At 62.2% G+C, this 13,144-nt stretch carries 16 protein-coding genes; 9 read left to right on the forward strand and 7 right to left on the reverse strand.

Features of this window, described 5'->3' with window-relative positions:
* Positions 1-107: 107 nt before the first annotated feature.
* The 4 genes from ffh (at position 108) to GTP46_RS12210 (ending at position 2,879) form a co-directional block, all read left to right on the forward strand.
* Positions 108-1,475, forward strand: coding sequence for a signal recognition particle protein (ffh, locus tag GTP46_RS12195; protein ID WP_161006882.1), 1,368 nt, complete (start codon positions 108-110; stop codon positions 1,473-1,475).
* A gap of 180 nt (positions 1,476-1,655) precedes the next feature.
* Entirely contained in the window at positions 1,656-2,033 is a 378-nt protein-coding gene (locus tag GTP46_RS12200) for an SWIB/MDM2 domain-containing protein (RefSeq protein WP_161006883.1), read from the forward strand.
* A 124-nt stretch (positions 2,034-2,157) separates the two neighbouring features.
* A complete protein-coding gene (locus tag GTP46_RS12205; protein WP_161006884.1) occupies positions 2,158-2,448 on the forward strand; it encodes a hypothetical protein in 291 nt (96 codons plus the stop codon).
* On the forward strand, positions 2,439-2,879 hold the full coding sequence (locus tag GTP46_RS12210) for a PIN domain-containing protein (RefSeq protein WP_161006885.1): 441 nt from the start codon (positions 2,439-2,441) through the stop codon (positions 2,877-2,879). Before GTP46_RS12205 ends, GTP46_RS12210 begins: the two co-directional genes overlap by 10 nt.
* A 7-nt stretch (positions 2,880-2,886) precedes the next feature.
* Here GTP46_RS12210 and GTP46_RS12215 read toward each other — a convergent pair whose 3' ends face one another.
* Positions 2,887-3,483 (reverse strand): lytic transglycosylase domain-containing protein, encoded by a 597-nt coding sequence (locus tag GTP46_RS12215; RefSeq protein ID WP_161006886.1) that lies wholly within the window; start codon positions 3,481-3,483, stop codon positions 2,887-2,889.
* Complete coding sequence (locus GTP46_RS12220; protein WP_161006887.1) at positions 3,483-5,219, reverse strand: proline--tRNA ligase; 1,737 nt, start codon at positions 5,217-5,219, stop codon at positions 3,483-3,485. The genes GTP46_RS12215 and GTP46_RS12220 overlap by 1 nt, the downstream gene beginning before the upstream one ends.
* 203 nt (positions 5,220-5,422) lie before the next feature.
* On the opposite strand from GTP46_RS12220, the gene GTP46_RS12225 reads away from it, so the two are divergent.
* Positions 5,423-6,022, forward strand: coding sequence for an RNA pyrophosphohydrolase (locus GTP46_RS12225; protein WP_161006926.1), 600 nt, complete (start codon positions 5,423-5,425; stop codon positions 6,020-6,022).
* Positions 6,023-6,061: 39 nt separating this feature from the next.
* Here the strand turns inward: GTP46_RS12225 and GTP46_RS12230 are convergent, their stop codons facing one another.
* Entirely contained in the window at positions 6,062-6,643 is a 582-nt protein-coding gene (locus GTP46_RS12230; RefSeq protein ID WP_161006888.1) for a malonic semialdehyde reductase, read from the reverse strand.
* Between the two features lie 82 nt (positions 6,644-6,725).
* Here GTP46_RS12230 and GTP46_RS12235 point away from each other — a divergent pair, with 82 nt between their 5' ends.
* Positions 6,726-7,151 (forward strand): DUF1841 family protein, encoded by a 426-nt coding sequence (locus GTP46_RS12235; protein WP_161006889.1) that lies wholly within the window; start codon positions 6,726-6,728, stop codon positions 7,149-7,151.
* An 85-nt stretch (positions 7,152-7,236) separates the two neighbouring features.
* On the opposite strand, the gene GTP46_RS12240 is transcribed toward GTP46_RS12235, so the two are convergent.
* Positions 7,237-7,581, reverse strand: coding sequence for a c-type cytochrome (locus GTP46_RS12240; RefSeq protein ID WP_161006890.1), 345 nt, complete (start codon positions 7,579-7,581; stop codon positions 7,237-7,239).
* 11 nt (positions 7,582-7,592) lie between these two features.
* Positions 7,593-7,931, reverse strand: a complete 339-nt coding sequence (locus GTP46_RS12245) for a c-type cytochrome (protein WP_161006891.1) — start codon at positions 7,929-7,931, stop codon at positions 7,593-7,595.
* 200 nt (positions 7,932-8,131) lie between these two features.
* Here GTP46_RS12245 and GTP46_RS12250 point away from each other — a divergent pair, with 200 nt between their 5' ends.
* From GTP46_RS12250 to GTP46_RS12260, 3 genes are read left to right on the forward strand one after another with little or no spacing between them, the layout of a single operon-like run.
* On the forward strand, positions 8,132-8,980 hold the full coding sequence (locus GTP46_RS12250) for an AAA family ATPase (RefSeq protein WP_161006892.1): 849 nt from the start codon (positions 8,132-8,134) through the stop codon (positions 8,978-8,980).
* Complete coding sequence (locus tag GTP46_RS12255) at positions 8,980-9,573, forward strand: GNAT family N-acetyltransferase (RefSeq protein WP_161006893.1); 594 nt, start codon at positions 8,980-8,982, stop codon at positions 9,571-9,573. The genes GTP46_RS12250 and GTP46_RS12255 overlap by 1 nt, the downstream gene beginning before the upstream one ends.
* Position 9,574: 1 nt before the next feature.
* Positions 9,575-10,744 carry a vWA domain-containing protein gene (locus GTP46_RS12260; protein ID WP_161006894.1) on the forward strand — a complete coding sequence of 390 codons (1,170 nt, stop codon included), beginning with the start codon at positions 9,575-9,577 and terminating at the stop codon, positions 10,742-10,744.
* 140 nt (positions 10,745-10,884) lie between these two features.
* Here GTP46_RS12260 and kdpE read toward each other — a convergent pair whose 3' ends face one another.
* Together kdpE and GTP46_RS12270 are read right to left on the reverse strand one after the other, a co-directional pair.
* Positions 10,885-11,580 (reverse strand): two-component system response regulator KdpE, encoded by a 696-nt coding sequence (kdpE, locus tag GTP46_RS12265; RefSeq protein WP_161006895.1) that lies wholly within the window; start codon positions 11,578-11,580, stop codon positions 10,885-10,887.
* A partial coding sequence (locus GTP46_RS12270) for a DUF4118 domain-containing protein (RefSeq protein WP_161006896.1) occupies positions 11,573-13,144 on the reverse strand: 1,572 nt, incomplete at its 5' end. The genes GTP46_RS12270 and kdpE, both read right to left, overlap by 8 nt.

The raw sequence follows: 13,144 nt of genomic DNA on the forward strand, positions 1-13,144 counted from the left end.
ACATTGTCAACAGGAAATTATATTTTTTGATAACAGCAGCAAATCCGCCGCGTACAGGGCGATGCGGTAAAATGGCGGCCGACGCTTACACCCACTGATCGATCACCATGCTAGATAACCTGACTCAACGCCTCGCCAAGGTCGTCAAGACCATGCGCGGCGAGGCCCGCCTGACCGAAGCCAACACCGCCGACATGCTGCGCGAAGTGCGCATGGCGCTGCTTGAGGCCGACGTCGCCCTGCCGGCCGTGCGCGAATTCATCGCCCGCGTTAAAGAGAAAGCACTAGGCGAGGAAGTGATTTCCTCGCTGTCGCCAGGCCAGGCGCTGGTCGGCGTGGTGCAGCGCGAGCTGGCCGCCCTGATGGGCGCCGACCTGGGACCGGAAGCGTCGCAGCTGAGCTTTGCCCAGCAGCCGCCTGCCATCATCCTGATGGCCGGCCTGCAAGGTGTGGGTAAAACCACCACCGTCGGTAAACTGGCCAAGTACCTCAAAGAGGAAAAGAAAAAGAAAGTGCTGACCGTGTCGGCCGACGTCTATCGTCCGGCCGCGATCGCCCAGCTGCAATCGGTGACCGCGCAAGTGGGCGCCGACTTCTTCCCGTCCACCGCGCAGGACAAACCGGTCGATATCGCGCTCAACGCGCTGGACTGGGCCAAGAAGCACTACCACGACGTCCTGATCATCGACACCGCCGGCCGTCTCGGTATCGACGAACAGATGATGCAGGAAATCGCCGCCGTGCACGGCGCCGTCAAGCCGATCGAAACCCTGTTCGTGGTCGACGCCATGCTCGGTCAGGATGCGATCAACACCGCCAAGGCCTTTAACGACGCCCTGCCGCTGACCGGTATCGTGCTGACTAAGCTGGACGGCGATTCGCGCGGCGGTGCGGCGCTGTCGGTGCGTCACATTACCGGCAAGCCGATCAAGTTTGCCGGCGTTTCGGAAAAGCTGGATGGCCTGGAAGCCTTCGATGCCACCCGCATGGCCAACCGCGTGCTGGGCATGGGCGACATCCTGGCGCTGGTGGAAGAAGCGCGCAAAGGCGTGGATGCCAAAGCGGCGGCCGAGCTGGCCGCCAAGGTCAAGTCGGGCGGCAAGTTCGACATGAATGACTTCAAGGCGCAGTTAAGCCAGATGAAGAATATGGGCGGCATGGCCAACCTGGTCGACAAGCTGCCGGCCCAGTTCCAGCAAGCGGCCGGCAACGCCAACATGGACCAGGCCGACAAGCAGGTGCGCCGCATGGTCGGCATCATCGACTCCATGACCAAGGCCGAACGCGCCAAGCCGGAACTGATCAAAGCCACCCGCAAGCGCCGCATCGCGGCCGGCGCCGGGGTTCAAGTACAAGAAGTCAACCGCATGCTGAACCAGTTCGAGCAGATGCAAACCATGATGAAGAAGCTCTCGGGCGGCGGCATGATGAAGATGATGCGTGCCATGAAGGGCATGATGCCGGGCATGCGCTAAGCTGGGGAAAACGCACCGCCGCAGAGCGAAAACCACGTAAACCGGGGCGACGCCCCTGGTTTACGTAGTGTTTCCGGGAAAAAACGCAAAAAACAGTTGCGCACGGGTTAAATCCCCACCAATATTACCCGGTGCGATCAATTGCGCAATTTTCCATGTGTTCGTTAAGGAGGCTCGAATATGGCAACAGCCAAAAAAGCAGCACCAGCTAAGAAACCGGCAGCGAAGCCTGCCGCGAAGAAAGCAGCAGCACCCGCAGCAAAAGCAGCAGCCAAACCAGCAGCAGTGAAAAAAGCACCAGCAGCACGTAAGCCTAACGCCGCTTTCATGAAAGCGATGACGCCGTCCGCCTCCCTGGCCGCCATCGTCGGCGCAGCAGCCCTGCCGCGCACCGAAGTGACCAAAAAAGTGTGGGACTACATCAAGAAGCACGACCTGCAAGATCCGGCCAACCGCCGCAACATCAATGCAGACGACAAGCTGAAAGCCGTCTTCGGCGGCAAAGCCCAGGTTTCCATGTTCGAAATGACCAAGCTCATTTCTGACCACCTGAAATAAGCTGACAAGCACGCAAAAAAAACCGGGGCAATCCCCGGTTTTTTTATGTCCGGCTCTTCGCCAAAACTTGGTGGAGCACAAATGCTATACACTAGCTCCAACGAGAACCGATGTGAGGCGCGTCATGGCACAACGATTGACAGTCGAATTGGACGAGCACGAGATGCGCAAGATCGAAGCCGCTGCTCGTGCCCATCAACTGGATCCGCAGAGCATGACTGCAAAGCAGCTGGTGCTCGCATTGGGGGCGGGCAATAGTGTAGCGGAAGCGCAATCTCACAATGCATCCACCGAGGCCAAACGCGCAAAGCGCCTGGCTGCGATCATGAGCATGCACGGTATTTGGAAAGATGATCCCAGCAAACCCAAAGACCCGGTCGCTTACCAGCGCGAGGTACGGGCGGAATGGCAATAGTCCTTTTCGACAGCAACATCCTGATGGACAATTTCAACGGCCACACTGCGGCCGCGCTAGAAATTTTTGCCTACGACGACGCTATCATCAGTTCGATCGTTTGGATGGAAGTCGCCTGCATCATGGACGACTTCCAAAGGACCGCCTTTGATACCCTGCTTGACGCCGCTGAAATCCGCATCGTCCATCCGAACGACAGCATCATGCGCTTGGCAGCCACGATACGCGGCAATAGCTTGGCGGACCACCACGCAGGTATCGGACGCAAGTTGGACCTGCCAGACTGCATTATTCGCGCGACTGCCGAGGTTGAGGGCAGGATTATTGTCACACGCAATCCTGCGGATTTTGGTGGGGCAAGACCAAACGTGCGTGTGCCATACGAGATTATTGATGGGGCGGCAGTCAACATCAAACCGCCACTGCTTTAGGCTTCTCTCACTTCCAGTTATTCCACGCAGCTAACACGGCGTTGGGATATTCCGGCTTGCCGCGGCTGCCGTTGTAGCGGCCGAGCGCCAAATACAAATTCCCCGCTTCCATATCCAGATACATGCGCAGGATGGCGCAACCGTAACGCAAATTGGTTTGCATGTCGAACAGCGCGCGCCGGTTGCGGTCGCCGATCACATTGGTCCAGAACGGCATCACTTGCATATAGCCGCGCGCGCCGACGATCGACACGGCGTACTTGCGGTAGGCCGACTCCACCTGGATCAAGCCCAGCACCATGCCCGGATCGAGCCCGGCGCGGCGTGCCTCATACCACACAGTGGCAAGGAATTCAGTGCGGGTCTGGTCGTCCGGCAGCTTGCGCTTGAGCCGGTAGGACATGGTCTCCAGCCAGTTTTGATAGCGCGCCTGGTCGGACGGATTGCGGAAGCTCGGCGTTGGCGGCGTGGCGTCCTTGATGGCGTTGGACAGCGCCAGCCGCACCGAGTCGGCCAGCGCTTCTTCCTTCTGGTTGCCGGCCAGCGCCAGCGGTGCTGCAACTACCAGCACCACGGCAGCCAGCCAGCGCAACAGCGCGTTCATCACTGCGCCATTTTGCCTTTGATGAAGCCGAGGATGTCGGCCACCGGCACGGCGGTCGCTTCGGTATCGCGGCGGCCCTGGTATTCCAGGTTGCCTTCTTTCAGGCCACGGTCGCCGATCACCACGCGGTGCGGCACGCCGATCAGTTCCCAGTCAGCAAACATCTGGCCCGGACGCTGGCCACGGTCGTCGAGGATGACGTCGATGCCAGCTGCTTGCGCGTCGGCGTACAGCTTCTCGGCCACTTCCTTGACCGCTTCGCTGCGGTCCATGCCCATCGGGCACAGCACCAGTTCAAACGGCGCCAGCGAGGCCGGCCAGATGATGCCCTTGTCGTCGTAGTTCTGCTCGATCGCCGCACCCAAAATACGGGTGATGCCAATGCCGTAGCAGCCCATCTGCAGCGGTGCCGGTTTGCCGTTCTCGTCCAGGAAGGTAGCTTTCATGGCTTCCGAGTAAGCGGTGCCCAGCTGGAACACGTGGCCCACTTCGATGCCGCGCTCGATCGCCAGCACGCCCTTGCCGTCCGGCGAGGCGTCACCTTCGACCACATTGCGCAGGTCGGCCACGATGGTTGGCTCGGCGGTATCGCGGCCCCAGTTGGCGCCGGTGTAGTGGTAGCCGGCGTCGTTAGCGCCGCAGACGAAATCGGCCATATTGGCCACGGTGCGGTCAGCCACCACGGTGACTGGCGCTTTGGTGCCGATCGGGCCCAGGTAGCCCGGCACGCAGCCATAGACTTCCAGGATTTCCGCTTCGGTCGAGAAGCGGTGCGCCGCCAGGCCCGGCACTTTGCCGACCTTGACTTCGTTCAGCTCGTGGTCGCCGCGCAACAACAACATGAAATACTGTTTAGTCTGTTTTCCGTCGGCATCCTGCTCGACGGTCAAAGCGATGGTCTTGACGGTCTGCGCCAGCGGCAGCTTGAGCAGCTCGGCCACGGCTTCGCACTTGGTGGCGTTAGGCGTTTCGGTCTTGGTCAGCGCCTGGGCGGCGGCGGGACGCGCGGCAGCCAGCGGCAGTGCTTCGGCCGCTTCCATATTGGCCGCGTAGTCCGAAGTCGGGCAGTACACCAGCGCGTCTTCGCCGGTGGAGGCGATCACGTGGAATTCATGCGAACCAGTGCCGCCGATGGCGCCGTTGTCGGCCGCCACCGCGCGGAACTTCAGGCCGAAGCGGTTGAAGATGCGGGTGTAGGCATCGTACATGATTTTGTACGATGCTTGCATGCCAGCCAGATCACGGTCGAAGGAGTAAGCATCCTTCATGGTGAACTCGCGGCCGCGCATCAGGCCGAAGCGCGGACGGCGCTCGTCGCGGAATTTGGTCTGGATGTGGTAAAAATTCAACGGCAGTTGACGGTACGATTTAATCTCCGTGCGCACCACATCGGTGATCACTTCTTCGGCGGTCGGCTGGAACGCGAACTCGCGGCCATGGCGGTCTTTCACGCGCAGCAGCTCGGCGCCCATTTTGTCCCAGCGGCCGGTCTCTTGCCACAGCTCAGCGGGCTGAATCAGGGGCATCAGCAGCTCAATCGCGTTCGACTGGTTCATTTCTTCGCGCACGATGGCCTCCACCTTGCGGATGATTTTCAGGCCCATCGGCATATAGGTGTAGATGCCCGAACCCAGGCGTTTGATCATGCCGGCGCGCATCATTAACTGATGGCTAACGATCTCGGCATCGGAAGGAGCTTCTTTAAGCGTGGAAATAAAAAAACGTGACGCGCGCATACGGTGAATTCTTTTTAAAAAGAGAGGGTTATAATCAACCTAATTTTAAAGGATTAGCTGGCTGATGCGTCCATACTTTATACAAATGCGTTCAATAATCGGCCCTGCCACCGCTTTCCTACCCGGAAAAGCCCGGTGGGCGGCCTTTTTGTGGGCAAAAATATAAGACGGGGAGCTCAGCCGCAGAAAGTTTGAGGTGCAATATGCTCGATCGGGAAGGGTTCCGCCCCAACGTCGGCATCATCCTGCTGAACGCCCAGAACGAGGTGTGGTGGGGCAAGCGGGTGCGCGAGCACTCATGGCAGTTTCCGCAAGGCGGCATCAAATACGGAGAAACGCCGGAACAGGCAATGTACCGGGAGCTGGAAGAGGAGATCGGTCTGCGGGCCGAGCACGTCAAGATCGTCGGTCGCACCCGCGACTGGCTGCGCTATGAGGTGCCGGACCATTTCATCAAGCGGGAAATCCGCGGCCACTACCGTGGCCAGAAGCAGATCTGGTTCCTGTTGCGTATGTGCGCCCGGGACAACGACGTCAACCTGCGCCTGACCGACCATCCGGAATTTGACGCCTGGCGCTGGCATGACTATTGGGTCCCGCTGGATGTCGTGATTGAATTCAAGCGCGAAGTCTATCAGCGCGCCTTGCAGGAGCTGTCGCGCTTCCTGACCTGGCCGCCGAATGGCCACGACCGCCGGCAACACGGTTCGCGCTATCTGCGCCAGCCGCATCCGCCGCGCGCCACGCCAGCAGCGGCACCAGCAGGGTTGCCTGCCTGCGCGGCGGAAGAAGAGAAGAAGTAAAGCAAAACGGGACAGCCAGCTGTCCCGTTTTTTTTGCGCTTACAAAATCTGGCAAGCCTCGTCGAACGCCAGGCGCGGCGCGCGCGGGCGGATCTTGGCCGCGTCGCCGTAGCCGATATTGCAGATGAAGTTGGCCTTGATAGCGGTGCCGGCAAAGAAGGCCGCATCGACCTTGGCGTTATCGAAGCCCGACATCGGGCCCACGTCCAGCCCCAGCGCGCGCGCCGCCAGGATCAAATAGCCGCCCTGCAGCGACGAGTTGCGGAAGGCAGTCGCCTGGATCGCCGCGTCATTGCCGGCAAACCAGGAGCGCGCATCAACCGCTGGCGACAGCTGCGGCAGCTTCTCGTAGAACTCCATATCCATGCCGACGATGACCGTGACCGGCGCCGCCAGCGTCTTGGCCAGGTTACCTTCCGACAGCGCCGGCGCCAGCTTGGCCTTGGCTTCGGCCGAACGCACGAACACCAGCCGTGCCGGCGAGCCGTTGGCGGCGGTCGGCGCCCAGCGCAGCGCGTCATACAGTTGCTGCAGCTGTTCATCCGTGACCGGGCGGTCTTGCCAGCCGTTGTGGGTGTGGGCGTGGTAGAACAGAGTATCGAGGGCGGATTGGTTCAGCATGGTCTGCTCAATAAAGTTAGTGAGCTGGCATCATAACAGGCCACGCGCCATGCCCGCCTCCGGCAAAAGGTACAATGGCGCCATGTTTAATCCCTCTTCCGACGATGTGCGCCGCTTTTTCTGCGAGACCTTCCGCAAGCAGCGCGCCAACCAGATCCTGACGCCGCTCGAGACCATGGCGTCCGACTGGATCCGCCACCATCCTGAATATCACGACGTCCTGAGCGACGTCGAGACGGCGCTCACGCGCGACTACCAGGTCGACGGCGCACAAGCCAATCCCTTCCTGCATTTGTCGATGCACCTGTCGATCGACGAGCAAATCTCGATCGATCAGCCGCCCGGCATCCGGGCACTGGCGACCGAGCTCACCCTCAAACGCGACGATGCGCACGCAGCGCAGCATGACATCATGGAATGCCTGGGCGAGATGATCTGGAACGCCCAGCGCACCGGCACCCCGCCCGACGGCCTCGCCTACATCGACGCCATCAAGCGCCGCCTGTAAACGTCGGGGTCAACCGTCGGGGTCAGCTCTGTCAAATGGACATTTCACCTGCGAAATGTCCATTTGACAGAGCTGACCCCGAATTTCAACGGTGCACCGCCAGGCTGGTTGGCAGGCTGTGCAGGTAGGCGGCGACGTCCTTGATGTCCTGGTTGCTCAGCGGCTTGACCTGGCCGGTCATGATGGCGTTGTTGCGGCCGTTGGCGCCGTCGCCACGCTTGTAGCCTTTCAACGCGTGCTCCAGGTAGTCGCGGTGCTGGCCGGCCAGCTTCGGATAGCTGGGATCGATCGGGGTGTTGAAGTCCTTGCCGTGGCAGCTGAAGCAGGCGTATTTCTCGGTCAAGGCCTTGCCGGCCTCGATATTGCCAGACGCCTGGGCGGCGCCGGCAGCGATCAGGGTGAGGCCGACGGCCATCATCAGTTTTTTCATGAACTCAGTCCTCATTTCGGGTCGGCAGTGCGGGTCTGCTGCGAGTAGAACGCCGCCACATCGGCGATGTCCTGGTCCGACAGACTGCTGGCGATGCCCTTCATGGACGGATGCTTGCGGTCCCCTTTTTTGTAGGCCTGCAGCGCACTCTCGATGTACTTGGCCGACTGCCCGCCTATCATCGGAACCTGGAATACTTCAGGGAAGGTGGCTTTGTAGCCCGGGATGCCGTGGCAGCCGATGCACATTTCTATCTTGGCCTTGGCGTTCTGGGCATTGCCCACAACTTCCGCAGCAACGGCGACCTGGGTCAAGCCTGCGAGCACGAGGAGTGCGGTGAGTTTTTTCATGGTGTCTCTAAGTAAGTAATCGGATACAGCAATATCGGATACTTCTACCACGGGTGTCACTATATTGACTTTTCTACTATTTGTGCAGGGATTCTAACCCAAGTACTTTCCAGAAACAACACAGCGCCGGCGCCGACTCGAGCACCGGCTCTAGCGTTTCCTTCTATACTGTTTTATCTTTTTCTCTGTGGACCCCTCCCATGCAAGCACGTTTTGAAGGCTCCGACCAGTACGTCGCCACCGCCGACCTGAAACTGGCCGTGAACGCCGCCCTTACCCTGCAACGCCCGCTGCTGATCAAGGGCGAACCCGGCACTGGCAAGACCATGCTGGCCGAGGAAGTGGCGGCCGCGCTGGGCATGCCGCTGATGCAGTGGCACATCAAGTCCACCACCAAGGCCCAGCAGGGCCTGTACGAATACGACGCCGTCTCGCGCCTGCGCGACTCCCAGCTCGGCGACGAACGGGTGCGCGACATCCACAACTACATCGTCAAGGGCGTGCTGTGGCAAGCCTTTACCGCGCCGGAACCGGTGGTGCTGTTGATCGATGAAATCGACAAGGCCGACATCGAGTTCCCCAACGACTTGCTGCGCGAACTCGATCGCATGGAGTTCTACGTCTACGAAACCCGCGAGATGGTGCAGGCCAAACACCGCCCGCTGGTGATCATCACCTCCAACAATGAGAAGGAGTTGCCGGACGCCTTCCTGCGCCGCTGCTTCTTCCACTACATCCAATTCCCCGACCGCGACACCATGCAACAAATCGTCCAGGTGCACTACCCGCACCTGAAGCAGGAGCTGCTGGCGCAAGCGCTGCAAACCTTCTACCAGCTGCGCGAGGTGCAGGGTCTGAAGAAAAAACCGTCAACCTCGGAATTCCTCGACTGGCTCAAGCTCTTGATGGCGGAAGACATCCCGCCGGAAGCGCTGCGCAGCCAGGACAGCAAGGCCATCGTGCCGCCGCTGCACGGCGCGCTGCTGAAGAACGAACAGGATATCCACCTGTTCGAGCGCCTGGTGTTCATGTCGCGGACTAACCGCTGATGAATACCGTCCTGCCCACCACGCTGGAACTGCATGGCGTGCGCCTCGAACCGCTGGGCGCCCACCACGCCGACGGCTTGCGCGCGGCCGCCAGCGACGGCCAGCTGTGGCAGCTGCGCGTGACCTCGGTGCCGGCGCCGGACGAAGTGGACGCCTACATCGATAAGGCCATTGAGCAGCGCCCGACCCGGCTGGCGTTTGCCGTGATCGACATCGCCAGCGGCGCGCTGGTCGGCACCACCAGCTATCACGACATCGTGCCTGCCATCGGCCGGCTCGAAATCGGCTACACCTGGTACGCCAAACGCTGGCAGCGCAGCCACGTCAACACCAGCTGCAAGCTGCTGCTGATGACGCACGCCTTTGAAGCGCTGGGCGCGGCGCTGGTCGGCCTGCGCACCGATAACTTCAACCACGCTTCGCAAGCGGCCATCGAGCGCCTCGGCGCCAACAAGGACGGCGTGCTGCGCCACCACGCGCTGCGCCGCGACGGCACCGTGCGCGACACCGTCATGTACAGCATCACGGCCGGCGAATGGCCAGAGATCAAGGCGCACCTGCGCTACAAGCTGGCGCAGCACGGGACCCCATAATATGCTGATCGATTTTTTCTTCACGCTCAAAGACGCCAAGGTTCCGGTCTCCATCAAGGAATTTTTGACGCTGCTGGAAGCCATGCAAAAGCAAGTCATCACCACTTCGCTGGATGACTTCTACTACCTCGCGCGCCTGACGCTGGTAAAAGACGAAGCCCACTTCGACAAGTTCGACCGCGCTTTCGGCCTGTACTTCAAGGGCATCCAGGCCGCCTTCGACGACAACGGCAGCGTGCCGCTCGACTGGCTGGTGCAGCGCATGAAGCGCGAGCTCACGCCCGAGCAAATCGCAGCGCTGGAAAAATTCGGCTACGACCAGCTGATGGACCGCCTGCGCGAGCTGATGAAGGAGCAAAAGGAGCGCCACGAGGGCGGCAACAAGTGGATCGGCACCGGCGGCACCTCGCCCTTCGGTCACGGCGGCAGCAATCCGGAAGGTATCCGCATCGGCGGCAAGGGCGGCAACCGCAGCGCGGTGAAAGTGTGGGAAGCCCGCAGCTACCGGGACTATGACGGCGAGCGCGAAATCGGCACGCGCAATATCAAGCTGGCCTTGCGCCGCCTGCGCAAGTTCGCGCGCCAGGGCGCGGCCGAGGAACTGGCGCTGGACGACACCATCCGCGCCACCGCCAGCAACGCCGGCTATCTCGATATCAAGATGCAACCGGAACGGAAAAACAACATCAAAGTGCTGATGCTGTTTGACGTCGGCGGCACCATGGACGACCACATCGAGCGCACCGAGGAGCTGTTTTCAGCCGCCAGGTCGGAGTTCAAAAACATGGAGTTCTTCTACTTTCATAACTGCGTCTACGACTATCTGTGGAAGAACAACCGCCGCCGCCACTCGGAACGCTTTCCGACCTGGGATATCCTGCGCAAATACCCGCCCGACACCAAGCTGATTTTCGTTGGCGACGCTACCATGAGCCCTTACGAGATTCTGCAAGCCGGCGGATCGGTCGAATATAACAACGAGGAAGCGGGCAGCGCCTGGCTGGCGCGCTTTACGGCAGCCTTCCCCAAGTTCATCTGGTTGAATCCGGAGCCGGAGCATATCTGGCAGTACCGGCAGTCGATCGGCATCATGCGCCAGTTGATGAACCACCGCATGTTCCCCTTGACCATGGATGGGCTGGAGCGCGCCATGCGCACCTTGAGCAAATAAGGAAGCGCTGCTGTTTCTGCTCGACACCGGCGCCGCCGGCGGCGCTTTCGACCAGACCATCATCGACGATACCAAACAGGCGGCGCTGACCAAGGCCTTCACCGGCTACATCCAGGATGGCGCGCGGCTAAGCGCAGCGCCTACGGTAGCTGCAGGCGGTAGCCAACTGCGGTCTCGGTCAGCAGGTAGCGCGGCTGGGTCGGATCGGCTTCCAGCTTGTGGCGCAAGTGCCCCATGTAGATGCGCAGGTAGTGGCCATTCTCCGCTTGCGACGGCCCCCACACGGCGCGCAGCAGCTGCGGATTGGTCATCACGCGGTTGGCGTTGCTGACCAGCACTGCCAGCAGGCGGTACTCGGTCGGCGTCAAGTGCACATGCTCGCCACCGCGCGTGACGCGGCGGTTTTGCAAGTCCACCGCCACTTCCCCGAACTGGATCAAGCCATCGCTGGCGGCAGCCGGCTGGCGCTGGCGGCGCAAGGTGGCGCGCACCCGCGCCAGCAGCTCGCCGGTGCCGAACGGCTTGGTCAGATAGTCGTCGGCGCCGGCGTCCAGCGCGCGGATTTTCTCAGCCTCGCTGACGCGCGCCGACAACACGATCACCGGTACCGTCGACCATTTGCGCAAGTCGGTCACGAAGTCGATGCCGTCGCCGTCGGGCAGGCCGAGATCAAGCACGATCAGGTCCGGCTTGCGGGTGCCGGCGTCGATCAGGCCGCGCTGCAGGCCCGGTGCTTCATGCACCTGCCAGCCCTCCTCTTCCAGCGCGGCGCGCACGAAGCGGCGGATCTGCGGTTCATCTTCGACCAGCAAGGCGGTCGGCGCGGTGTCATTCATGCTGTTCCTCGTCCGGCATGGCCGGTGGTGTGCCCAGTGGCAGCGTAAAAGTAAAAGCGGCCCCGCCCAGCGCTGCGGCCGGTGCGGCCTGCTCTGCGTGGATGCTGCCGCCGTGCGCGCTGACGATGGCGCGGCAGATCGCCAGGCCCAGGCCCACGCCCGGCTTGTTCGACTCGCGCTCGCCACGGGTGAATTTTTCAAACAGCGCTTCCTCGCGCCCCGGCGGCAGGCCCGGACCGTCGTCGGCCACGGTGACGTTCAGCCAGGCGCCATGCAGCGCGGCGCTGATCTCGATCTGCGCCCCGGCCGGCGTGTACTTGGCGGCGTTTTCCAGCAGGTTGGCCAGCACGCGCTCGATCAGCACCGCATCGTAGCGCACCAGCGGCAAATCGGCCGGCAGACGCGTGCTGACGCGCTGCGCCTGCAACTGCGGGCCGCTGGCGCGCAGCGCGCTGCCCACCACTTCTTCCAGCGGCTGCCATTGCAGGTTGAGCTGCACTTCGCCGCTCTGGATGCGCGCCATGTCGAGCAGATTGGCCACCAGGGTGCTCATGCGCCGCGCTTCGTCGTGCAGCGCACGCGCGGTGTCTTGCTGGGCTGCACTCAGCGCCGGCTTGGAGCCGGCCAGTCCTTCCGACAGGCCGACCAGCGAGGTCAGCGGCGTGCGCAAGTCGTGCGACAGCGCCGCCAGCAGCGAGTTGCGCAAGCGCTCGGACTCCATGCTGACCAGCGCGTTCTGCGCCACTTCGATGTAGTGCACCCGCTCCAGTGCGATGGCGGCCAGCGCGGCAAAGGTGTCGAGCTGTTGGCGCTGTTCCGGGATCAGGATCCAGCGCCGCTGCTCCGGCTCGATCGCCAGCACGCCGCGCGTGCGCATCGGCGCCACCAGCGGCAGGTAGAAGATGCGGCTGGCCGGCAGGGTGCCAGTGCCCAGGCCGGCCGGCTCGGCGCGGTCGTAGGCCCACTGGGCGATGCCGGTGTCGAGCACCGACAGGTGGGCGCTGCTGGCCAGGTCGGCCGACGACATGGGCGGCAGCTGCAAGCGGCCAGCGTCGTCCGGCAGCAGCAGCGTGGCACGGGCGCGGAAAGCGCGCTGGATCACACTGCGGGTGCTGTCGAAGATTTGCTCGGTCTGCAGCACGCCCGAGAGTTCACGCGCGAATTCGTACAGGGCGCGGGCGCGCCGCTCACGCTGCGCCGCCACCCGCGCCTGGAAGCGCAGGTCGGCCGTCAGGTGGCCGGTGATCAGGCCGACGGCCAGCATCACCAGGAAGGTGATCAGGTACTGGAAATCGGTGACGGCAAAGGTGAAGCGCGGCGGCACGAAGAAGAAGTCGAAGCAGGCCACGCTGCAGCAGGTCGCCAGCACCGACGGCCCGCGCCCGTAGCGCACCGCCACCAGCACCACCACCAGCAGGAATAGCATGGCGATGTTGGCCAGGTCGAGATAGGCCAGCAGCGGCGTTGCCGCCAGCGCTGTCGCCACGCTGGACCCCGCTGCCACGAGGTAGCCGGCCGCGCGCCGCCGCCGACCCGACCTTGCCTCGCCGTCCAGCGCCGTGGC

It is taken from the genome of Duganella flavida, from assembly GCF_009857445.1.
Taxonomy (GTDB): Bacteria; Pseudomonadota; Gammaproteobacteria; order Burkholderiales; family Burkholderiaceae_D; genus Rugamonas; species Rugamonas flavida.